Source organism: Arthrobacter alpinus (assembly GCF_001294625.1).
GTDB classification, from domain to species: Bacteria; Actinomycetota; Actinomycetes; order Actinomycetales; family Micrococcaceae; genus Specibacter; species Specibacter alpinus_A.
Window position 1 is genome coordinate 2,309,312 of the sequence record NZ_CP012677.1, and the last position, 21,399, is coordinate 2,330,710.

19 protein-coding genes are annotated in these 21,399 nt (G+C 59.8%); 3 read left to right on the top strand and 16 right to left on the bottom strand.

Going from position 1 to position 21,399, the window contains the following annotated elements; all coding sequences use genetic code 11:
- Positions 1–8 precede the first annotated feature (8 nt).
- The 15 genes from AOC05_RS10390 to AOC05_RS10460 all read right to left on the bottom strand — a co-directional run bounded on the left by AOC05_RS10390 (position 9) and on the right by AOC05_RS10460 (position 16,238).
- Positions 9–1,067, bottom strand: coding sequence for a hemolysin family protein (locus AOC05_RS10390; RefSeq protein ID WP_062007158.1), 1,059 nt, complete (start codon positions 1,065–1,067; stop codon positions 9–11).
- Positions 1,064–2,440 carry a hemolysin family protein gene (locus AOC05_RS10395; protein WP_082357921.1) on the bottom strand — a complete coding sequence of 459 codons (1,377 nt, stop codon included), beginning with the start codon at positions 2,438–2,440 and terminating at the stop codon, positions 1,064–1,066. Before AOC05_RS10395 ends, AOC05_RS10390 begins: the two co-directional genes overlap by 4 nt.
- A 242-nt stretch (positions 2,441–2,682) precedes the next feature.
- Positions 2,683–3,222, bottom strand: coding sequence for a flavin reductase family protein (locus AOC05_RS10400; protein WP_062007159.1), 540 nt, complete (start codon positions 3,220–3,222; stop codon positions 2,683–2,685).
- Between the two features lie 110 nt (positions 3,223–3,332).
- Positions 3,333–3,845, bottom strand: coding sequence for a redox-sensitive transcriptional activator SoxR (soxR, locus tag AOC05_RS10405; RefSeq protein WP_062007160.1), 513 nt, complete (start codon positions 3,843–3,845; stop codon positions 3,333–3,335).
- A 12-nt stretch (positions 3,846–3,857) separates the two neighbouring features.
- Entirely contained in the window at positions 3,858–4,397 is a 540-nt protein-coding gene (locus AOC05_RS10410; protein ID WP_231687092.1) for a gluconokinase, read from the bottom strand.
- 101 nt (positions 4,398–4,498) lie between these two features.
- Entirely contained in the window at positions 4,499–5,038 is a 540-nt protein-coding gene (locus AOC05_RS10415) for a gluconokinase (protein ID WP_231687093.1), read from the bottom strand.
- Positions 5,035–6,264: a D-mannonate dehydratase ManD gene (gene manD / locus AOC05_RS10420; protein ID WP_062007162.1), complete on the bottom strand. Its 1,230-nt coding sequence runs from the start codon at positions 6,262–6,264 to the stop codon at positions 5,035–5,037. Before manD ends, AOC05_RS10415 begins: the two co-directional genes overlap by 4 nt.
- A gap of 81 nt (positions 6,265–6,345) precedes the next feature.
- Positions 6,346–7,800: a mannitol dehydrogenase family protein gene (locus tag AOC05_RS10425; protein WP_082357922.1), complete on the bottom strand. Its 1,455-nt coding sequence runs from the start codon at positions 7,798–7,800 to the stop codon at positions 6,346–6,348.
- On the bottom strand, positions 7,797–9,254 hold the full coding sequence (gene uxaC / locus AOC05_RS10430; protein ID WP_082357923.1) for a glucuronate isomerase: 1,458 nt from the start codon (positions 9,252–9,254) through the stop codon (positions 7,797–7,799). The genes AOC05_RS10425 and uxaC overlap by 4 nt, the downstream gene beginning before the upstream one ends.
- Before the next feature lie 433 nt (positions 9,255–9,687).
- Complete coding sequence (locus AOC05_RS10435; protein ID WP_062007163.1) at positions 9,688–10,737, bottom strand: LacI family DNA-binding transcriptional regulator; 1,050 nt, start codon at positions 10,735–10,737, stop codon at positions 9,688–9,690.
- Between the two features lie 263 nt (positions 10,738–11,000).
- Positions 11,001–12,149 (bottom strand): Gfo/Idh/MocA family protein, encoded by a 1,149-nt coding sequence (locus tag AOC05_RS10440; RefSeq protein ID WP_231687094.1) that lies wholly within the window; start codon positions 12,147–12,149, stop codon positions 11,001–11,003.
- A 78-nt stretch (positions 12,150–12,227) separates the two neighbouring features.
- Entirely contained in the window at positions 12,228–13,088 is an 861-nt protein-coding gene (locus AOC05_RS10445) for a sugar phosphate isomerase/epimerase family protein (protein WP_231687095.1), read from the bottom strand.
- A 92-nt stretch (positions 13,089–13,180) separates the two neighbouring features.
- Positions 13,181–14,188, bottom strand: a complete 1,008-nt coding sequence (locus AOC05_RS10450; RefSeq protein ID WP_062007165.1) for a Gfo/Idh/MocA family protein — start codon at positions 14,186–14,188, stop codon at positions 13,181–13,183.
- Between the two features lie 36 nt (positions 14,189–14,224).
- Positions 14,225–15,073, bottom strand: a complete 849-nt coding sequence (locus AOC05_RS10455) for a sugar phosphate isomerase/epimerase family protein (protein WP_062007166.1) — start codon at positions 15,071–15,073, stop codon at positions 14,225–14,227.
- A gap of 151 nt (positions 15,074–15,224) precedes the next feature.
- Complete coding sequence (locus AOC05_RS10460) at positions 15,225–16,238, bottom strand: LacI family DNA-binding transcriptional regulator (protein WP_062007167.1); 1,014 nt, start codon at positions 16,236–16,238, stop codon at positions 15,225–15,227.
- Positions 16,239–16,460: 222 nt separating this feature from the next.
- Between AOC05_RS10460 and AOC05_RS10465 the strand changes: the two genes are divergently transcribed.
- From AOC05_RS10465 to AOC05_RS10475, 3 genes are read left to right on the top strand one after another with little or no spacing between them, the layout of a single operon-like run.
- Positions 16,461–17,822, top strand: coding sequence for an ABC transporter substrate-binding protein (locus AOC05_RS10465; RefSeq protein ID WP_062007168.1), 1,362 nt, complete (start codon positions 16,461–16,463; stop codon positions 17,820–17,822).
- 23 nt (positions 17,823–17,845) lie between these two features.
- Entirely contained in the window at positions 17,846–18,823 is a 978-nt protein-coding gene (locus AOC05_RS10470; protein ID WP_062007169.1) for a carbohydrate ABC transporter permease, read from the top strand.
- Positions 18,820–19,728, top strand: a complete 909-nt coding sequence (locus AOC05_RS10475) for a carbohydrate ABC transporter permease (RefSeq protein ID WP_062007170.1) — start codon at positions 18,820–18,822, stop codon at positions 19,726–19,728. The genes AOC05_RS10470 and AOC05_RS10475 overlap by 4 nt, the downstream gene beginning before the upstream one ends.
- 79 nt (positions 19,729–19,807) lie before the next feature.
- On the opposite strand, the gene AOC05_RS10480 is transcribed toward AOC05_RS10475, so the two are convergent.
- Positions 19,808–21,307, bottom strand: coding sequence for a GuaB1 family IMP dehydrogenase-related protein (locus AOC05_RS10480; protein ID WP_062009634.1), 1,500 nt, complete (start codon positions 21,305–21,307; stop codon positions 19,808–19,810).
- Positions 21,308–21,399 lie beyond the last annotated feature (92 nt).

Below are 21,399 nucleotides of genomic sequence, written 5' to 3' on the forward strand. Positions count from 1 at the left end.
CGTTCGCATCAAGCCTTTCTGCGCTCCTGAATCTGCGTCTGCGTGGCGTCGCGAATCTCCCCCACCAATTGCTCAATGACGTCCTCAAGGAACAAGATGCCCTGGGTGCGCCCCTCGGGGGAAATGACGCGGGCCACGTGCGATCCCGTGCGCTGCATGATGGCCAGCGCATCTTCGATCTCCTCGTCCATGGTCAGGTTAACCATGGAACGGATCCTGGCCTCGCCAATGGGCAGCTCGTACCGCTCAACCGGGATGGGCAGCACGTCTTTCAGGTGCAGGTACCCCAGCATGGTCCCGGCGTCGTCGGTCATGACGAAGCGGGAGAACCCGGTCTTGCCCACCATGTGTTCAAAGTTCACGGGAGTGGCCGACGCCGGCAGGGTCACCACCTGCTCCAACGGCACCATGATCCCCTGTGCTGTTTGGGTCGAAAACTCCAGCGCGCCATTGATCAACCCAGTTTGGTCATCGACCAGGCCGCTTCGTGTGGACTCAGCCACAATGGACTGCACCTCTTCCAGAGTGAACGATGAGGCCACCTCATCCTGGGGCTCGATCCGGAACCAGCGCACAATGTGGTTCGCCGACCAGTTCAGGACAACAATGACCGGGCGCACGGCCTTACCGATGAACACCAGCGGCGGTGCCAGCAGCAGCGCAGCCTTATCAGCGGCGGAAACGCTCATGTTCTTGGGCACCATCTCGCCGAAGGTCACGTGCAAGAACGTCACGATCAGCAGCGCCACCACAAAGGCCACCGGGCTGGAAATAGAGTCGGCAACACCGAGGGCATGCAGCGGATCGGAGATCAGGTGGTGAATGGCAGGTTCGGCCACATTCAAGATCAACAGCGAACACACCGTGATGCCCAGCTGGGCACAGGCCAGCATGAGCGAAACATTTTCCATTGCGTCAAGAGTGATTTTTGCGCGCTTGGAGCCCGCGTCGGCCAGGGGCTCTATCTGGCTGCGACGGGCGGACATGATGGCAAATTCCGCCGCCACAAAAAACGCGTTGCCCAACAAAAGAACTACCAGCCACGCAATTCCTGCCCAGGGGCTCACAGGAAATCACCAACGTCGGGCACGGTATTTCCGGGCACGGACTTTTCGGGCACGGCGGGTATCTCGCCCGTGTCCGGGTCAGGTGCCGGAATGAAGCGGATCCGATCGATGCGGCGCCGCTCCAAGCGGTCCACCACCAACGTCCCGCCTTCCACGGCGACGGTGTCGCCGGCCACCGCGATGCGGCCCAACTCGGCCATCATGAACCCGGCCACTGTCTCGTAGCTGGCTTCGTCAGGCACGTTCAGCGCACCAATGCGTTCGGAGACTTCGTCAGGGCGCATGAGCCCCGGGAAGTACCAGTCGCCGTCGGCGGTTTGCAGGAGTCCGGGCTTGGTCCGGTCGTGTTCATCGGAGACCTCGCCAACGATCTCCTCCACGAGGTCCTCCAAGGTGGTGACACCCGCGGTGCCACCGTACTCGTCTTGGACCACGGCCATTTGGAGGTTCCCCTCACGGAGTTCAATGATCAATGCATCCAGGTGGACTGTTTCGGGAACGCGCAGGACATCGGTCATGATGGCACCGGCCTGGATGTCGGCGCGCTTGCGGAATGGGATGGAGACGGCTTTCTTCAGGTGGACAACGCCGAGGATGTTATCGGGCGAATCCCCGATGACGGGGAAACGTGAATAGCCGGTGCGCCGGGCGGCATCGATAATGTCGGCCACCGATTGCTCGGATTCAATGGTTTCCACGCGCATGCGCGGGGTCATGACGTCGGCGGCCGTGCGTTCACCAAAGCTGAGGGTGCGGGCCACAAAGCGGGCGGTCCCTTCATCTAGGGTGCCCATGGCTGCCGAGCGGCGCACCAGGGAGGCCAGCTCAGCCGGGGACCGGGCACCGGAAATCTCTTCCTTGGCCTCCATGCCGAATAAGTTCAGCACCTTGTTGGAAAAGCCGTTGAGGACCACGATGGCGGGCCTGAAGATGGCTGTAAAAACCAGCTGCGGGCGGGCCACGGCCCTGCCGATCTGGAAGGAGCGGGCAATGGCCATGTTCTTGGGCACCAACTCGCCAATCAGCATGGAGAGCAGGGTCGCCACCACCATGGCGGTGGCGAGGGCGATCGTGGACGACGCCGCCGCGGGCACACCCAGGGAATCGAGCGGCACGGCAAGGAGCGCCCCCAGGGAGGGTTCAATGAGAAAGCCGGTCAGCAGCGTTGTTAAGGTGATGCCGAGCTGGCAGCTGGAAAGCTGGGTAGAAAGGGATTTCAGGCAGCGTAGCAGTGGTTCGGCGCCCTTGTCGCCGCCGTCAACGGCGCGTTGGACAGTCGATTGGTCCAGGGCGACCAGGGAGAATTCCACGGCCACGAAGAAACCTGTGCCAAGGATGAGCAGCAAACCAGCTGCCAAGAGGAGCCATTCCATCAGCAAGCCCCCGTCTGCGTGTCAATGCTGCCGGGGTTGGTCGCCGGCGGGGGGCGGTCGGCGCTGAGGCCAACCGGTGCGGAGGTGGATGTACGGTTCTGACGTGTGCGGGGTTTGCCGGCTTGTGCAACGTTCGCGGGCGAGCGGCTGGCGCCACCCTGCGAACCGTTGTGCCGGCCCCTAGATTTACTCTCCATAGGATTTTTAGTCTACATGAGCGCCAGGTGCACCGCTGGTTGAATCTACGCTTTTTGATCCGTGGGAAGCACGGTGTGTTGGCCCAGCCCATGAAAGGCGCGGCGGTGGTACACCATGGCGTCGCCCTGCACTTCCGGGGCGATGACCTCAACCACTGCTGCTGCCACCAGAAGCGAACTGCCCGCCTGGGTGCGGCTTAGGACCTGACAACGCAGGGCGTAGCCGGCGTGCATGAGCAACGGCTCTCCCGTTTCCAGGCGTGTCCACACCATGGAACCGGTGAAACGCTCCGCGTTGGAGGTGGCAAACGTTCGGGCCAGCTCAAGGTCATCGGAGGTGAGCAAGTGCACCACAAAGGAATCCGCAACGGCTATGGCCGCCGCCGAGCCCGTTGCAGCCGCGAGCGAAAACGCCAGGATGGGAGGTTCGGCGGACACTGAGGCAACCGATGACGCGGTGATGCCAACCGGGCCGGTGCCGATGTCCGCGGTGATAATACAAACCCCTGCCGGATGGCCGCCAAACGCAGACTTAAAGTCGCGGGTGACTTTTGATTCCGTGCCGGAAACCGGATGCGCCGTCATGAAACGGTTCCTCTCATCAAGGCCACGGCAGAATGCCGCACCACCAACGACTCTAGAACCTCAACTATAGTTCAGGTCAAATCCCGGCGCAGTGACGGCCACCACTGCCACTACCGGGCCTGTTCTGTCCCGTCACGTTTGATCCCATCAAAGGCACGGGCGCCGGGCCCCTTGCGGGAATGCAGGTCACCGGGATTGACGAAGCCGCACTCGGCGAGCGAGAGGCAGCCGCAGCCGATGCAACCACCTAGACTTCCGCGCAGTTTTTGCAGGGCACTGATGCGGGCATCCAATTCCACTTGCCAGTGCTCGGAGAGCCTTTGCCAGTCGGCTTGGGTGGGAACGCCGTCGCGGGGCAGCTCGGCGAAAACGGTGGACACCAAGGACAGCGGGATGCCAGCCCGTTGGGCTGCCCGGATCACGGCCACCCGGCGCAGCACCGAACGGGTGTAGCGGCGCTGATTGCCTGCCGTGCGGGTGCTGAAGATCAGGCCTTGCCGCTCATAAAAATGCAGGGCCGACACACTGACCCCGCCGCGTTCGGCAACCTGTCCCACGCTCATCGATTCGGCACCGCGCAAGGTGGCGCCGCCGTCGTCCTTCCCTGCCTGCGATTCACTCATAATACGGCCAGTTTACGGTGTAACTGCCCGGTTAATCCCAGCCACGGCCTCGTCCAGGATCGAGGTGATGCCCGCCGAAATGTCGATGATTACGGCACGTTCGTCGCTGCCCAACGGCTCAAGGGCTGCCAGCTGGGAGGCCAGCAGCGCCGGCGGCATGAAGTGCCCGGAGCGACCTTCCAGCCGCGAGCTAAGCACGCCAAGGGAGCCGTCAAGGTGCAAGAAGATGGTGTCGGGGGCCTTGGACCGGATGGCGTCGCGGTAGCTGCGCTTCAGGGCCGAGCAGGCGATGACAACGCCTCTGGCGGTGGTGTGGGCTAGCTCGTTGCCCACGATCTCCAGCCATGGCCAGCGGTCCTCGTCGGTGAGCGGGGTGCCGGCTGCCATCTTGTGGATGTTCACCATGGGGTGCAGGGAATCTCCGTCCAAAAACGGCAGGTCCATGGCGTCTGCCACCAAGGCGCCAATGGTGCTTTTTCCGGAACCCGACACACCCATGACAACGACACGGATGGTAGGGGGTGTGTGGGAAGAACCAAAAGGTGTGTGCACGGGCGTATCCATACTCTCTTGTATACCAAAGCTTGGCGCGGGCGTCCGCATCGGCCCCCCGCGCCAGGCCTTGCAACTCAATTATGGGCGTTATGTGTCTTCTAGCGCCGGGCGCCGGACCTTCGCTGGCCTGCTCGCTGGTCTTCAAGGCGTACGACGGCGGCACCCACCAGGATCTTTGGCGGCGCCGAAATATCCAGCACCACTCCCAGCTCATCGGCACCCAACTTTTCTAGGGTGGCCAACTGTGAGTCGAGCAGCCCGGCGGGCATGAAGTGCCCTGTTCGCCCCTCCATGCGGGCGGCCAGGACCTCGCGGCTGCCCGCCAGATGCACAAAGAAGACCTCCGGGGCCTGGGCGCGGATGGCGTCACGGTAGTGGCGTTTGAGCGCGGAGCAAGCGATGACGAGGCCACCGGGCGATCCCGCCAGCTCCCGGCCTACCGCGGCCAGCCAGGGTGCGCGGTCGGCGTCGTTCAGGGGTGTGCCCGCCGTCATCTTGGCAACATTCTCCGCCGGGTGCAGCGAGTCACCGTCAATGAACGCCAGTCCCAGTTCCTGGCCCAGGCGTTCACCAACCGTGGTCTTGCCGCACCCGGAAACACCCATGACCACGATCTTGGCGGTGTGAGTTTCGCTCACCAGTCGTGGACTGTTCCGTCGACCAGGCGGTTGTAGGGCAGGTAGGCCTGCTGATACGGGTAGGCCGCGGCGGCTTCCTCGTTGAATTCCACCCCGATGCCGGGGGCGTCGCCAGGGTGCAGGTAGCCGTCCTTGAACGTCATGGACTGCTCGAAGACCTCGTTCGTGGCATCCGAGTGCTGCATGTACTCCTGAATTCCGTAGTTGTGGATGGCCAAACCCACATGCAACTGCGCGGCGAAGCCGATCGGTGAAATATCGGTGGGCCCGTGGAAACCGGACTTGATCTGGTACTGGGCCGCATAGTCCATGACCTTCTTTAGCGCCGAGATGCCACCGAAGTGGGTCGAGGCGGCCCGAACATAGTCGATGAGTTGTTCCTTGATCAGGGTCTGGAAATCAAAGACCGTGTTGAACACCTCACCAATCGCCAACGGGGTGGTGGTGTGCTGGCGGACCAGACGCAGTCCCTCCTGGTTTTCCGCCGGGGTGCAGTCTTCAAGCCAGTACAGGTCATAGGGCTCCAAAGACTTGCCCAGTTTGGCGGCTTGGATCGGGGTCATGCGGTGGTGGCCATCGTGCAGCAGTGGAATTTCCGGGCCGAACTCGTTCCGGACCGCCTCGAAGACTGTGGGCAGGTGGCGCAGATACGCGCGGGTGTCCCAATCCTCTTCCTGCGGGTAGTTCCCGCGGCCGGCGGGCTCGTAGTCGTAACGTTCCCCCGAGGCCTGAGCCTGGGCGGCCACCCCATAGACCGCCTTGATACCGGGGATCGCGGTCTGGATGCGGATGGACTTATAACCAAGCTCCAAGTGTTCGCGGACCGAGTCAAAGAGCTGGGGGATGTCGGCACCGGAGGCATGGCCATAAGCGCGCAGGCCGTTACGCGAGGCGCCACCGAGCAGCTGGTAGACGGGCAGGCCCGCGATCTTGCCCTTGATGTCCCACAATGCCATGTCCACGGCGGCGATGGCGGCCATGGTGACCGGGCCGCGGCGCCAGTACGAGCTGCGGTAAATGAACTGCCACGTGTCCTCGATGCGGTGCGGGTCCCGGCCGATGAGCAGCTGGGCCACGTGTTCCTTCAAATACGCGGCAACGGCCAGCTCGCGGCCATTCAGGGTGGCATCGCCAATACCGACAACACCTTCATCGGTAGTGACCTTCAACGTCACGAAGTTACGGCTCGGGCTGGTCACAAATACTTCAGCAGAAATGATTTTCACTTCGAGTGGTTCCTTCCAAAGAGTTCAAACAGGGCATAAGTTAGGCAACTTACGCTTTGAGTGAGCTGTGTTACAGACCAGTCAACCATTGTTCAGAACAGAATGGCAACCGTTTGCCAATATTGGCAAACGGGACGCCTCTTTTATGCGGACAAATTCCGTAAGTTGCGCGGCGATGACCGCCATGGCCGCCGCGTCCCGGGCCAGCTGACCATCCAGAATCCCCACTAAAGCACGCAACTCTTCGGTTTCAGGCAAGGCAAGTGCCGTGTGTAGCTCGGTGGCAGCCGCATCGGAAATCGCCGTGCCTTTGGCCGCCGAAGTGCGCAGGAACGCCACCCATGCCGCAATCATGCGCGCAGCACCGGCGCCGCTTCGACCAGCAGCCAATTCTGCCCGCAAAATCGGCACGGCCCGCATGCGCAATTTGCTTGAGCCATCCATAGCGATTTGGGCCAAGTGGTGGGCTATGCGGGCATTGCTAAAACGTTCCAGGAGGGTTTGCCGGTACGCGGGGATGTTCAAGCCCTCCATGGGAAGGTTGCGTTCGGCTTCATCCCAGAGTTCAGCGATCCACGCCGCACACACAGGGTCGGCAAGTGCCTGCGCCACAGTGGCATGTCCACGGAGTTGGCCGGCGTAGGCCATGAGTGAGTGGGCGCCGTTGAGCAGCCACAGCTTACGGTTTTCAAAGTCTTCAATGTCTTCCACAAATACAGCGCCCGCGCTGGCCCAGTCCGGTCGCCCAGCCGGGAAGCCGCCGGAAAGGACCCAATCGCTGAACGGTTCACAAACGACGGGCGAGGAGTCTGCGTAGCCGCATTCGGCTGCTACGAGGGCAATCTCCGCGTCAGTGGTTCGGGGCGTAATCCGGTCGATGGACGTACTCACAAAGCTGACGTTTGCCGTGATCCACTCACTCAAAACAGGGTCAACTGCACGGGCCAGCCCAACAATGGCAGCACGCGCGGCACCGCCATTGTTGGCCAAATTATCGCAAGAGACCACGGCGATGGGTCCAGCACCCGCGTCTCGTCGGGCAGCTAGACCACTCAACAAACGTCCGGGAGCCGTAACAGCGACGTCGCTATTCCCCGTACGAAGGGCCGCAATGTCACCTTGCACGGCGGGATTGTTCAGCTCTAGTGTGCCTTCGGCGTTGAGGTTGTAGGCAACTTCGGTGATGGTCAGGGTCACGACCGCGGTCGAGGGTGCGGCAACGAAGTGCCGAAGTGCTACGAGGTCCGCACCGTCATGAGCCTGGGAAATACTCGTCATCAGCTCAAAATTGTCACCGTTTTCGCCACGTTCTATTAGCGTGTACAGCCCGTCCTGGGCCGCCAGGGCGACGGCGGCATCCGGGCGTCGGCCCGTAAAGGAGGCAATCCCCCACTGGGCTCCGTCACTTGCGTGCTGGGTATACCAGGCTTGGTGCGCCCGATGAAAGGCACCAAGGCCTAGGTGGACAATGCGTACGGGGGCGGCCGCAGGGGCATTGGCTGTGCTGCGGTTCAGGGTCGGGTTGGGTGTGTTCACAGTTTGAAGGCCCTTCGGGGAGCGGCATCGACAATGTCGATGATAATTTCGTGGGCGCGGGCTTCACTGACTCGGCGCTCAGCCACGAGGCGCGCCAGGAAACTCGCCTCGATGCGACGTGAGGTGTTGTGCCGGGCCGGGATGGAGCAGAAGGCGCGGGTGTCGTCGATGAATCCCGAGGAACGGGAGAAGCCGGCCGTTTCGGTGACGGCCGAACGGAAGCGCAGCATGGCATCGGGGGCGTCCAGAAACCACCAGGGGGCGCCAATGAACACTGACGGGTAGAAACCGGCCAGCGGGGCAATTTCCCTTGAAAAGACTGTCTCGTCAATAGTGAAAGGAATGAAATGGAAGCCTGGCGCCGTGCCAAAGTCCTCCAGCATGGGGCGCAACGCTTCCGTGTAGCTGACAGGGAACGGGATGTCGTGACCGGTATCCACACCGAACTTGTTGAAGGACGCCGTGTGGTGATTGCGGAATACGCCAGGATGGAGCGTCATGACGAGACCGTCGGCCACGGCCATACGGGCCATTTGGTACATCATGTGGGCCTCGAAGATATCTGCATCAGCGTCACTGGCCTTACCGTGGCGGGCCTTCTCGAACAGTTCCGCAGCGGTCGTCTCGCCCAGACGCAGCGTCATGGCTGTGCGGGAGCCATGATCTGAGGAGACGGCACCGTGTTCTACGAAGTACTGGCGGCGGTTCTCCATCGCCCGGATATAACCCGCGTAACCGGCTAGCCCATCACCGGCTGAATCGACAAGCTGCTGAACCCGCTCGGTCCAACCCGCCGCTGCAAACTTAATGTAGGCATCCGGGCGGAAGGTGGGCACTACGCGGCCGGTGAAATTCGGGTCCTTGGCAATGGCGGCGTGCGCGGCCAAGTCATCCAATGGATCGTCAGTCGTGGCGAGAACCTCGATGTTGAAATCCTCGAACAACTGGCGGGGACGGAACGCGGGGCTCTTTAGTTTGGCGTCCAGCTCATCAAAGAGGGCGTCGGAGTTCTCTGCTGACGGCTCGGCGCTCAAGGCAAAGACGTGTTCAAAAGAGTCACGCATCCAGTAGCCCGAGGCAGTGCCGTCAAAGAGCGGCCAGGCCTTGGCGAATTCACGCCATGCCTCACGGGGCTCCACGGCAGTTCCGCCGCCTACCCGCAACCGCTCCAAGGGCACCCCGCTGGCATGGATCAAGCGGGTGACGTAATGGTCAGGGCTTACCAGTAGAGTCGCCGGATCCGGGAACGGGGTATCAAGTTCGAGCATGCTCGCCTCGACGTGCCCATGGGGAGAAATGATGGGGAGGTCTTCAACCCGGGCCAGCAGATCTCGGGCAATGCTCCGGGTTCCAGGGTCCGCGGGCAGCAGCCGGTCCGGATCCCCAGCTAAGGGAGGAGCGGTCTCAACGGTGGACGGGTTGCGGGCCGGGAGGGCGCTAAGGGATTGTGACATAGCTCAATAGTCAGCCAAAATGAAATACTTTGTCAACCGGTTGCCATAATGATTATTCGCTTCGAGGAACCTTGACTAAATGGGCCCGGGCGCTTAATTCACCAGAACAGCAGCGCTCACACGCGCTTGGGACCGCTCAGCTCAAAGTAGCTACTTCCGGTACATCCGCTCGTTGTGGTTAGGTCCTCGAAAATACCCTCGAGGGTGATCCTGCCAATTCGGTCGACATAGCGGCGAATCCTGGATTTCGGGCAGTCGATCAGGCCCTTGATTGCACATTTCGCACCATATTTCACTCCTCACCAAGCAATTTAGGCTTCTCTTGAGAATTATTCTCCGGGGAAATTGGCCCACTTAGAGAACACTCTTAGTAAAAGGATGCGAAAATATGGCGCAAAATGCGCCCCGAAAAACCACTGGAAGGGCGAAGAGCCTAGCCTATCTTCGCCCCTGTAGAGCCGCGCAAAACCAGTTCGGTGCGCAACGTCGGATCTGGCCGAACGGGTGCCTCGGCATCGAGTTGGTCAAGAATTCTTAGCAGTGCAGCTGCCCCGGACTCATGCAGCGGTGACTTGATGGTAGATAGCGGCGGGGTGGTGAAATCTGAACCGAAAATGTTGTCAAACCCAAGAATGCTCAACTCAGCAGGCACCTTAATGCCAGCCGCCTGAAGCTCACGCAGGAGCCCAATGGCCATGAGGTCGTTATAGCAAAATATTGCTGTAGCCGAACCTGCCCTGACCGCCACGGCCGCACGCCGGCCGCCGTCGACCGTGGGATCCTCGGAATCCAGCAACGTGGCCTTGATGCCAGACCATTCACAGCGTGCGTTGATGCACTCCCAACGGTTTTGGGACATCCAGGATCGTTCGGGGCCGGCGACATAAGCAATCTCGGTGTGCCCCAACGCAACCAGGTGCCGCACCGCATCGCTCACCCCGGCATTCATCTGCGCTACTACCGAGGCAACACCAGCCACGTTTCGGTTAATGATGGCCACAGGCTTCTTCAAGGCAAGGTCCTGGATTTCCGCATCAGAAAGCCTTGGGCTGGCCAGTATCAGTCCGTCCACACTCGCCAGCATGCGTCGGGCCGCCGTCAATTCCAGCTGCGCTGACTCGGTGGAATCAGCCAGCATCAAAGTGTAATCGCGGGCGGCCGCGGCGGTCTCGGCTCCGCGGATGATGTCGAAATAGGCAGGGTTGGTAATATCGGCAACGATAAGCCCGATGGTTTGTGTGCGTCCGGTGGGCAGTGCACGGGCGAACATGTTCACTTGGTAATGCAACTCCTTGGCCGCCTCCTCGATGACCTTTTGAGTCTTGGCGCTTACCCGGCCTGGCTTACTGAGAGCGCGGGACACCGTGGAGGGATTGACACCGGCCATTTCCGCAATGTCATATATTGTCGGCGCCTGGTTCTTGCCAGAAGTGCGCTTCGTCGAACGCGCCCGCGTTTCCTTGGGGCCGGTGGTCTCGCTCATAGGGTCCTTCGTTTTGGTCGGTATGCCACTACCGTATCTCGGAAATTGCTGTCGCGGTCCTATTCTTCCGGTTCGCCAACGAGCTGCATTGCCGCCCGACAACGGTGGAGCGTTGCAGTGCAGGGTTGCTGTCATCAGCAATCCAACATGAACGCAGGCGCACGAGCCGCGATTCTGCCAGGTCGATCCGACGGCCACTTCAGGGCAGTAGAAGAACCGGCTGACACCCATCAAAACGGCGGGTGACAGCCGGTTCTTGGCCCCTAGGAACGCTCGGGGTACTTGCCCTCGGCACGGATGCGATCGTTCAACAGTGCAAGGTATTCGTCTTCGTCGAAGTCCAGGGGAACTTCCACGCCCTTCCAACTGGAGAGGTGGATGGCGTTGGCGAGGCGGACACCGTTGATGCCGTCGGAGCCGGGTGCGAGCAGTGGTGTGCCATCGAGGATGTTCGCGGCAAAATTCTGCAGAACTCCGGCGTGCTGTTCGCCCCATACGGAATCAAACTCGATGACCTCGGTGCTGAGGAACTGATCCAAATTGCCTTCGCCGGAGAAGAGGACCTTGACGTCTTCCATGTCCATTGAGGCGCTGATTTCTCGTTCCTTCTTTGACAGCCGGGTCACCGTGGCGGCTTTGCTCCCTTCCACCACTATCTTGCCGGCATCGCCGAGGATTTCGAAGCGGTCGGTGCCGATCATGTCGTGGGTGGCCGTGACGAAAACGCCGGTAACTCCATTGCCGAAGTCAGCGAAGGCACTCACCTCGTCTTCAACGGCAATGTCGCGCCGGAAACCATAGGACACCTTGGCGAAGACTGACTTCGGGACACCGCAAATCCACTGCCACAGATCCAGTTGGTGGGGGGCCTGGTTAACCAGGACGCCGCCACCCTCGCCACCCCAGGTGGCACGCCAGGCGCTGGAGTCGTAGTAGCCCTGGGGGCGCCACCAGGTGGTGATGATCCAGTTGCTGCGCAGGATTTCACCGATCTCGCCGTTGTCGATGATTTCCTTCACCCGCTTGTACAGCGGGTTGTTGCGTTGGTTGAACATGATGGCGAAGGAGAGTTCCGGCCGGGCTGCGGCGAAAGCGTTCAGTTCCTTGACCTGCTTGGTGTAAACACCTGCCGGCTTTTCCACGAGGGCGTGCAGATTCCGCGACAGCGCCGCCATTCCAATTTCGGGGTGCAGGTAGTGCGGGACGCAGGTGACGACGGCGTCAACGCTGCCGCTGTCCATCATGCTCAGGTGGTCAGCAAACATCAGAACACCCGGGTATAGTGCAACAAATTCCTCACGCTTGGCCGGATCCTCGTCGACCAGGGCGCCAATCTCCATGTTCGGAACCTGGCCGTTAGCGATGAACTTTGCGTAGGCGCTGCCTTGTTGACCCAGGCCAATAATGCCCAAGCGTACTTTCTTACCCACAGTTGTGACTCCGTTTCTTGACAGAAATTTAGTTCTTGGACCCGGACGGGTCCGAAAGGATTAAAAGAGGTGCGCGAAGCCCATGGACGTCAGGTTGCGCTGAGACGTTTCCAGTGCCTCCCATACGGTGCGCCCGTAGAGCTCGTCCTGCTCAACGAGCATGTATTGCGCACCTGCTGCGAGCGAATGTTCAATGATGGAGGGGAAATCAAGGTTGCCCTCCCCCACCTCTGCGAACTCGACAATGTTCTTGTAAGCAGCCATAAATCCTTCGTTGTCACCCTGTGTAAGAAGCTCGAACGCGGACTGTGGCACCTGACCGATCCGGTAGTCCTTCAAGTGGACCATCGCGGTCTTCGCGGCATACTTCTCAATCGTCCGTACGGGGTCCAAGCCACCTCGCTGGACCCAGTGGACGTCCAGCTCAAGTCCCATGGCCGGTGAATTTTCGATGATGACATCAAGCATGTACTTTCCGTCATACTTCATGAACTCCACGTGGTGGTTGTGGTAATACAGGCCAATCCCGTGCTCTCGGAGTCGTTCAGCATAGCCGTTGGCCTCCTTGGCGAAGTCGATCACTGACTCGAGTGACTTCATGGCAGGATGCGGCAGCATGCCGATGCGCAGCAGCTTGGTGTCCAGTCGCTGGGCATCGTCAATGATCTTCGAAAAGTCCTCACGGAGGGAATCGCCCGGCCGTCCCACAGGTTTTTCAAGCATGACCGAGAGCGATGCTATGTCCATGCCCAGTTCCGACTGTGCGCGCGACAGCTCATTGACGTGGGCCGCGTCCATGGGTATTTGGGATACCTCGACGGCGTTATAGCCCAGTTCGCTGACTTTCCTAAGCGTGTCGAACGCACCAAGTTGAGCAAAGCTGCCCTTGAGCATCATTGCCTGAACACCGATTTTTGACATGGTATTTCCTTCCATTGGCCGGCAACCGGAACAGCCCCGGCGCTTCTTCCTCGTCTTCAGCTACCCCACTGGGGCTGCTTGTGCAAAACTGCTCAGGCGATGATCGCCAATTTTTCGGGGTAACTTTGCGCATAAACAGCTTTGATGATGCGCAGTGATTTGGCTGCCTCAGCCGGGTCGAGCCAAAAGGGACCATCCTGACCCAACTGCGCGTAAAAATCGGCAATAAGGAGCTCGTGCGAGACACCCCAATAGTCGCGTCCGCCGGATGCGGCCCGGCGTTCCTGAATAGTTTCCACGCGTCCATCGGAATGCGTGATCGTCAGGTCCCCGCGCAACTCCAGTTGAGCCTTTTCCATCTCTACGCTGACGGTGATAGGTGCGTTGAGTGAATTTGCCAAGGTGGCGTACAAAACACTGCGCGCACCATTTTCATGGGTCAACACTAGTTCCGCAGTGTCCTCTACCTCGATGAAATCGGCCAGCGAATGGGTGGCAGCATGCCCGGACACGCCCGTGACCTCACCCAGCATCCACTGCAACAGGTCAAGGGTATGGATGGCCTGATTCATCAAAAGACCGCCGCCACCACCGGCCCAGGTGCCACGCCACGGGCGGTTTTGATAATATTCAGGCGTGCGATGCCACATGACAGTCGCTGCCCCGCCCACCACGGAACCGAATTCACCGCTGGAAATCCGATCCGCCATAACGCGAACGGCGACGTTGTAGCGGTTTTGAAAGCACACGCCCATCCTGGCCGAACTAGCGGCCGCTGCGGCAACTAACCTGTCGCCGTCCTCCAAAGTGCTGGCCAGGGGCTTCTCCCCAACGACATTGATACCGCGTTCCAGGGCGGCAATGGCAGGATCCACATGCTCGGCGTGAGGGGTGCAAATGTGGACCACATCAGGGCGGACCGAGTCAAACATCTCAGAGTAGTCTGTATAGCCTGGAGCATCGTAGGCGTCCATAGCGGCGGCAAGCCTCCCGGGGTCTGTGTCACACACAGCCACCAGTTCAGCCTCCGCAATCCCCACTATCGCCGCAAAGTGGATCGCTGAAACGTCTCCGCATCCAATAACGGCAACTCTGGGCATGGCAAGCTCCTTGGCAGTGGTGCGGTTTCGGTTGGCTCAGGCGAGGGTGATACCGATGGCGTCAGCGGTGCTCCGGAAGGCACGCGCCGCCTGCCCAAATGCTGTTGCACCGGAGAAGCCACCCAAGTCATGCTGCTCCGATAAATGTGGTTCCAGTGAGGCGAACCCCGTGTAACCGTCTTCTTTCAGTGCCGTGATTGTCTCCACCAGTTCGCCATCTCCGTGGCCAGTCGGAACCACAACGCCGGTGGCGGCAATGGCGTCCTTGACCTGGAGGTATTCCAGATAGGGGCGCAGCTTGGCATAGCCGTCGGTGTAGGGCTTGACGCCGACCTGAACAAAGTTGGCGTTGTCCCAGGCAGCGCGCAAAGCCGGCGAGTTGACGGTTTCCAGGATATCCAAAACACGTTCAGGCGTGTCGCCGTAAATGTCTTTTTCGTTTTCGTGGATCAAGATGATGTTGGCTTCCTCGGCCACAGCTGCCATCTGTGAAAGCCGTTCCATGACAGCGTCGCGGATCTCCTCCGGCTCCTGCCCCGCAGCGCGGTAGAAGGAGAACATGCGCACGTAGCGGGTATCAAGGACCTTCGCTACTTCAATGATGCGGCGCAAGCGGATCACTTCATGCTCTATGGGAAGGCTGACGTCCACTTTGCCCAAGGGGCTGGCGACTGCTGAAACCTTCATGCCGGCTTCATCCAGGATGCTCTTAAGATCGGACACTTGGGTATCATCAAGCTCCACCACATTGGTTCCCCACGCACTGCGAACCTCGATGTGTTTGGCTCCCAGTGCCAGCAGTACCGCTGCCTGGATCCGGGGATCCGGGTCGATTTCATCGCCAAAGCCAGACAGAGTCCAGGTGGGATTGGGGGTGTTAGACATCAGAGGCCTCCAAGGTGCGGATTACGGACTGTAGACGAGCTGCGCCAGCTAGGCTCCAGTGACTCATTTCACAAATTTCTGCATAAAAACAGCCTATAGCCCTAGCAGTCTTTTGACAACCGATTGCCAATAGTTCCGGGCGGGACACGTGCTACCGCGCCGCAACCATACCTGTGGATTCACGTACCGTGAGATAAGTAGGAAGCCGCACCATCTTACGAGCGTCAGAGGAGCCAGGGTCGAGCCGATTCAAGAGCATGCTGGTGGCTACCCGAGCCGCCCGCTCGATGGGAGCCGTAATGGTAGTCAGTGGGGGCTGACAAAAATCGGCCCCGAAAATGTCATCGAAACCAATGATGCTCACATCGGCCGGAACCCTGACCCCGCGAACACGAAAACGCCGCAGCATGCCAATTGCCAAAAGGTCGTTAAAGGCAATGCAGGCCGTGGCCCTACTCGTGAGCATGGCATCAGCGGCAGCTGCGCCGGAGGTTTGCTTGGGAGCGTAGGGGCCAAGTCGGATTGCTTCAACACCGTGCTCTCTCGCGGCATCAACAAAAGCCTGCCACCTCCACTGACTGGAAAGCGATTTTTCCGGTCCAGAAATAAAGGCAATTCTCCTATGATCCAGCGACACCAAATGTTGAAATGCCTGATGTATGCCGATGGTCGCGTCAATAAGGACGGCGGGCGCGCCGCCATCATTGCGATTCAACGCCACCAAGGGAATTCGTTCAGCGGCCCGCTTGAGAGCATTAGTGGAAAGTCTTGACGCGGCCAGAATGACGCCCTGGGACGTGGACATCATGCTCTCCAGTGTCGATTCCTCCACTTCTGCGGATTCCTCAGTGTCCACCAAGACCTGAATGTAGCCAGCGGCCTTGAGCTGTTCCTGCATGCCGTGGATGATGTCGAAATAGAACGGGTTGCCAATATCCGGGACCAGCAGTGCCACCGACCGGGACTGTCCCGCGGTAAGCACTTCCCTCCGCCGGGCGGAATCATAACCAAGATCCCGTGCGGCCTTCAAAACAGCCTCACTTGTTCGGGGGCTGATCCGGCCAGGGTTGGACAGGACTCGGGACACGGTAGAGGTTGCCACGCCGGCAACTTTGGCAACGTCGCGTAGCGTCACGCGCTCGCCATTTACTCTCTGAGCATCCACTTACCATTCCTCTCCAAAGCACCCAGATAGGGCGCAAGCCGTCAGCTACGTAACGATTTTTGGTTACGGCCGGATGACCAATCTCCTATCAATCAAACATGTTTGGCAAAAATTTGGCAACTGATTGCATATATATTGCCCGGACTATAGAGTCTGACATTAGCGCTGATCCTATGAGGTGGATCACACCCTGATTCTTGGTATCTTTTGAAGGAGTGAATAATGGAAATTACCCGCAAGAATTTTCTTGTTAGCGTCGGCGGGCTCGGTGCACTTTCGCTCGCACTTGCCGCCTGCGGAGGGAAGTCTGAAACATCCGGCTCCGGTGGCACCCCGGGCAAGGTTGACGGCACCGGAAAGACTCTTACAGTCCTCTTCAATACCAAGCCGCAGTACCCCGATGAGCAAAAAGCCTGGTTCGCACAGACTGCTGCTGATTTCAAAACCTTGACTGGCGCCACTGTTCAGTGGGAAACATTCGCCACAGCGAACGACGAAATGACTCGAATTCAGACTTCCGTTGTCGCTGGAACCGGCCCTGATGTTTACGGTCTAGGTACCACCTTCACCCCGACTGCCTACGCCACTGGCGCATTCGTCAAGCTCGGGGACACCGAATGGGCGCAACTCGGGGGCAAGGACAAATTTGTTCCTGCAACGCTGGGGATTTCTGGACCAGACAAAGACAACTTGATTGGTGTCCCCTTCGTCAGCCGACCATTTGTCATGGCCTATAACACCGAACTGTTGCAGGCTGCCGGTATCGACAAGCCGGCAACGACGTGGGACGAATTTGCCGCACACGGCAAGAAGCTGACAAGTGGAGACCAATACGGACTTGCCATCGCCTATAAAGACAATTTCGATCCGTGGAAATTCGTGTGGGGCATGTCAATCCAGGCTGGCAACCCCATCATCGACGGCAAGAAGGTCCGTATCGATGACCCAACAGTGATCAAAGCCTATGAGTCCTACTTTGGCTGGCTGACGAAGGATAAGTCTGTGGATCCCGCGTCTGTGGGTTGGGGAAATGCTCAAGCAGTCGCCGCGTTCGCCGCCGGCAAGGCTGCATACTTGCCCATGACCTCACCGTTGAGCATTCCCACGTTGGATAAGTCTGTCGTCAAGGGAAAATACCAGTACGCCCTCTTGCCCATGATTCCGCCAGGAGCAACTGCACGTCCGTCTGGCGGTGTGGAAGCGGCCAGCATCCTCTCGGGTGACAACTTGGTCGTTGCCGATTACTCCGCAAACAAGGACTTGGCCTTTGCGTTCATCAAAATGATCACTGACGCCCCTGCCCAAGCGAATTATTACAAGATCTTTGGTGAAATTCCCACCAACGCCGAAGCCGCCAAGGCCCTCTCCTCCGATCCCCTCGTCGCGCCAGCACTCGCTGCGGCAGCAAAGTCAGTGGCAACCCCCTTCAGCGGAGCCTGGGGAGATGTGCAGCTGGCCTTGACCAACACTGCCGTCCAGACCATCCCTGATCTGGCCGCCGGGTCCGTCAGCGAATCGGCGCTGAAGCCGCGCATCACAGATGCCCAATCCAAGGCCCAAGCCGCCCTAGACCGGGCTAAGTAGCCAGTCACTGAAAGAGCAATCCCATGTCTAGCGAGACTCCAACGGTCCCCCTGCAAGAACAGTCCACTGATCTTGCAGGGGGAGCTCCCCTCCCCCAAAAAAAGATGAGCAAGGGTGTCACTGAACGGGACCGCCCTCTGTGGCTGCTGGCTCCTGGCGGCCTCCTCATCACCGTCATCATCCTCATCCCACTCGCCTTGGCCGTGTACATGTCACTCATCGACCTGGACCAGTACACGTTGCGAAAATGGTTAGCCACACCGTTCATCGGCCTGGAAAATTTTGTTGAAGCCATCACCAAAACTGACTTACTGCGTTCAATCTGGATCAGCGTATCTTTCGCCGTGATTTCAACCGCCGTGACCGTCCCCCTTGGCGTGGCAGCCGCCGTCGTGACCCAAAACGCCTTCCGTGGACGGTCAGTGGTACGAGCAATCTTCTTGGTGCCTTATATTCTGCCCTCGTTCGTGGTCGCCACGGTGTGGCGCACGATGCTCCAGCCAGACGGAATCGTTAACGGCATCCTGAACAACATCGGTATGGACTCCACCTTGTGGCTCAACGGCCCCATGTCCTATTGGACGCTGGTTTTCGTTGAAATCTGGGCTGCGTGGCCATTCATTTATCTACTAGCGCTTGCCGGGCTCCAATCCGTGGACCATGAAGTCCATGAGGCAGCCGCGATCGACGGCGCGCTCTGGTGGCGCAAGCTTCGGGAAGTCATCTTTCCCTACCTGAAGGGCCCAGTCTCCCTGGCCTTCTTGCTGGGCACCCTAAACCACATCAACAACTTCACCCTTCCGTTCGTCCTGTTCGGGGCACCCGCCCCGGCCGATGTGAATGTCCTGCCCATCCTGGTCTATGTGACAAGCTTCCAGAGTTTTCGTTTCGGTCTCAGCGCTGCAATGGCAGTGGTTTCTCTGATCCTGATTGCCATTCCGCTATTCATCTACCTACGCGCAGTCAAGCTTGACGTTTCAGAGGATGGAGGGAAGAAATGAGTACCCTAACCAAATCAGCTCGCTCAACCAAGGACCCCCGTAAAGGTAGAAGTGCCCAAGTCACCCGGCTCATGCCTACGTGGTTGATCGGTATTCTGACCACACTTTTGTGTGTCTTCGTCCTTGTGCCCGTGAGCTACATTTTCCTGGCGTCATTAAACACCGACACCGGTGTTGCCAGTGGCGAGTTTTGGCCCAGCGAGTTTTCCCTTGATAGTTACACGAAAATCTGGAGCAGTGTCGGTTTGGGCAAGGGCATCATCAACAGCCTGATCGTCTCCGGCTCCGTGGCAGTCGTCTCAGCCATCATTGCCATCGGCACCGCCTACGTTCTGGTGCGGTTTTCCTTCTTCGGCCGGCTCACAATGTTGCGCGGATTATTGGGACTCCAGAGCATTCCCGGCACGTTGATGCTGCTGCCAGTCTTCGTGCTCTTCGCGTCCATTGGCTCGTGGATAGGCATCACGATCATAGGGACGCTATGGGGACTCTTTATCGCCTATTTGACGTTCGCGCTGCCCTTTTCAACGTGGGTCATGGTGACCTACCTGCGTGGACTCCCCCGCGAACTCGAAGAGGCGGCCAGGATTGACGGCGCCTCCAATTTGGGGATTCTCTTTAGAATCATCGTGCCCTTGAGCTGGCCAGGAATTGTCGTCTCCGCAATTTTCGCATTTCTCCTGGGTTGGAACGATGTGTTGTTTGCATCAATCTTCACCAAGCCCGACACTGCTACCGCGGCCATCGTTTTGCAGGTCTTCGCCGCGAGTCAGGAAGGTGGCGCCATTCCGGTGTACAGCCAGATGATGGCGGCTGCGCTTGTCTGCGCAGTCCCTGTTGTTGTCCTCTACCTTTCCTTCCAGCGTTACCTTGTGGGCGGTCTGACCGCCGGCAGCGTGAAGTAGCCATAACAAGCAACTGCGTTAAGTAATGGCCGGTTCGCCTTGGGAAACCAAAGAGAACCGGCCATTACTTATTCTCCCGTCACCAGCTTTGTGGCAGCGGCCGTCCTTCTTCATAGCCTGCGGCGGACTGGACGCCTACAATGGCATGCTCCCGGAACGTGGCCAGGGATGAGGCCCCCGCGTAAGTGAAGGAGCTGCGAAGCCCGGCGGTGATCATATCCAACAGGTCCTCAACGCCGGGACGGGCGGGATCAAGGTACATCTTGGAGGTGGAGATGCCTTCCTCGAACAACCCTTTCCGGGCACGCTCAAACGCCTGATCGCCGGCCGAGCGGTTTTGCACTGCCCGGGCGGAGGCCATGCCAAAGCTCTCCTTGTACCGCCGTCCGCCGGCATCCACCTGCAGGTCCCCCGGGCTTTCGTAGGTGCCGGCAAACCAGGACCCGATCATCACCTGGCTGGCTCCGGCGGCCAGGGCGAGGGCCACATCGCGCGGGTACCGCACTCCCCCGTCGGCCCACACGTGCGCACCCAGCGCAGCAGCCGCGCCCGAACACTCCAGCACGGCGGAGAACTGGGGCCGGCCCACAGCGGTCATCATGCGGGTGGTGCACATGGCGCCCGGGCCCACCCCCACCTTGACGATGTCGGCACCTGCCTCCACCAGGTCCCGCACACCGTCGGCGCTGACCACATTGCCGGCTGCCACAGGCACTGCAGGCGCAAGCGAACGTACGGCCCGCAGGGCTTCCAGCATCTTCTCCTGGTGCCCGTGTGCGGTGTCCACCACCAGCGTGTCCACGCCGTACTCCAGCAGCGCAGCGGCCTTCTGGGCGACGTCGCCGTTGATGCCCACGGCCACGCCAATCCGCAGGCGTCCGGAAGCGTCAACGGCCGGCTGGTAGATGGTGGATCGCAACGCCCCCGTCCGGGTCAGGGCACCCACCACAACGCCCGAGCGCAACACTGGCGCGAAGTCGGTACCTGCCGAGTCGAGGATGGCAAAGGCCGCCCGCAGTGCGGTGTCGGTGGCCGCCTTGGCATCCGCTGCCGTGAGGGTTCCGCCGTCGGCCCGGGTCCGGATAACGTCGAAGGGTGTGGCGTCAAGAGTCAGTACAGCGGAGCGCATCACGGAGGCAAGGGAAGAAAACCTGTCAACGCCCTCGCAGTCGGCGCCGCGCACCACCCCGGCAAAAACGCCGTCGTCCACAACCACCACGGCGTTGTGCGCCCGCTTGCTCATCAGGTGCACGGCGTCAATGACGATGTCGGCCCCGGTCATCACCAACGGCGTTTCGTAGAGCGAGTTCCTGCACTTTACCCAGTCGGTGACCGAGCGCAGCACCTCCAGGGGAACATCCTGCGGCAAAATGGCCATCCCGCCACGCCGGGCCACGGTTTCCGCCATCCGCTTGCCGGACACCGCCGTCATGTTCGAAACCACCAGCGGAATGGTGGTCCCGGTGCCATCCCCACTGGAGAGGTCAACATCGAGCCGGGAGGTGATCTTTGAACGCGAAGGGACAAGAAAAACGTCCGAGTATGTCAGATCAGTGGCCGGTGGGGTAAGAAAACGCATGAGCACTCCAAAAAGCGAGAAAACAAGGCGGTCGAGGCGGCCAGGAGTGCCGCCAAGGGAAGTCAACCACGAAAGCCGCCCGTTCACCGCAA